We start from the raw sequence: 1580 nt of genomic DNA, 5'->3' as shown, positions 1-1580 counted from the left end.
ATCTTTGTACCATGCATCGTTGTAAGAAAAGTGGTTGGCAATAACCAATTTGGAACTTCCCCATTTTGATTAAACAAGTTTCCTACCACGACTTTAAATTGTGCATCTTCATAAAGATTTTCCAATTCATCGTAGGACAAAGTTATACCTTCATTGTTACCTATAGTAGCAACGTCATATAGAGCTTCATTTAAGAGATTCACATTTCCTTTGCCGAGCGTTCCTTCCGTGAAAATATGGGAACGGTCGATATGATCTCCCAAGTCTATCGTGAAACTCGATTCGCCTTCTTCAACATGCCATTTTTTTCGTGCTGTCACGAGCTCATGAATACGTGGCCAATGCTGAAAATGACTATGTAAATCATTAGTATGATAAAAATGAATGGTTTCAATCATTTGGCCAACTCCTTATCCCATCAGTCCTGCAGCAATCGAGCGAACACCAAGTAATAATAAGATTATACGCAGAGCAAATACCAATGTTTCCGATTGAATACGTTGATTTAAGTTTGCACCTATTTTGGCTCCAATATAAGCAGCCGGTACGACTGGAATTGTATATAACCACGGAACATTCCCAAGCGAAATATGGCTGGCTGAGTTAACCAAAGCGGATAAGAACACCATGAACATGGAAGTTCCGACCGCAACGTGTGGTGGGAATAAGAATAGTAAAATCATGGCTGGTACAATTATAGACCCACCACCTATCCCAAACAATCCAGAAGCGAAACCAATTCCGCAGGTCAGGATCAGTGCGAACCATACAGGATACCCGTATATGTAATTTTGTCCGTTAGCATCTGTGAAAGTCTTTTGCTTACCATGTTTCACAAACCACTCTACAGGCTTTAAATATTTCCGAACCATTAATATGGTCGAAATAATAATCATTAAAATGCCAAAATACAAATTAAATGAAGGCAAATCCAAACCTTTGTTCACCCAAGCTCCTAAAATCGTTCCTGGAACACTTCCAGCAAAAAAGATCAGACCACTGCGGTAATCAACTGTTTTGGATTTCATATAGGTCAGTGTAGAGGCTAGTCCCGTAAAAATCATCATAATAACAGAAAGTCCAACGACATTCTGAGGAGTAATTCCTGGAATCAATCCAAGTGTTCCACCAATATAAAGAGTCGCAGGCACCAGAATGATCCCTCCACCTAAACCAACCAATGCACCCACGATGCCAGATATCAATCCCACAATTACTAATAAAACATATTCCATTACTAATCTCCTTCATACATTACTAGTTGCTTTAGTGCCAGTCATTCATACTGAATAAAAATATTTGCAAGAACTATTTTTTGAAGGAGAAAAACATGAATATACGAATCTATCCTTGAGGAATTTTTCTTGAAAATCTTTCCTTTATCATATCCTTAGATTACATAGCTTTCAAACATTCACACTCAAAAAGAATATCAACAAACGCTTAAAACCTTGCATTATTATAAACTATAAAAATTTATTCGTTTTGAGTTAAAGCACCCGTTATTTCAACAGGCATGTTAGGATATTTGTTTACTTCACACAAGAAAAAGCCAATACAACTGGAATTCGCTGTCTTCT

General features: G+C 37.4%; 2 protein-coding genes. Both read right to left on the bottom strand.

Annotation, left to right across the window (positions count from 1 at the left end; genetic code table 11):
• A partial coding sequence (locus AC1DSL_RS18015; RefSeq protein WP_477533294.1) for a metallophosphoesterase occupies positions 1-398 on the bottom strand: 398 nt, incomplete at its 3' end.
• 12 nt (positions 399-410) lie between these two features.
• A complete protein-coding gene (locus tag AC1DSL_RS18010; RefSeq protein ID WP_477533293.1) occupies positions 411-1235 on the bottom strand; it encodes a sulfite exporter TauE/SafE family protein in 825 nt (274 codons plus the stop codon).
• Positions 1236-1580: the final 345 nt, after the last annotated feature.

This window comes from Paenisporosarcina sp. P4_D4 (assembly GCF_056401835.1).
The sequence above is the reverse complement of the archived record's forward strand: the minus strand, read 5'-3'. Positions and strand labels throughout refer to the sequence as shown.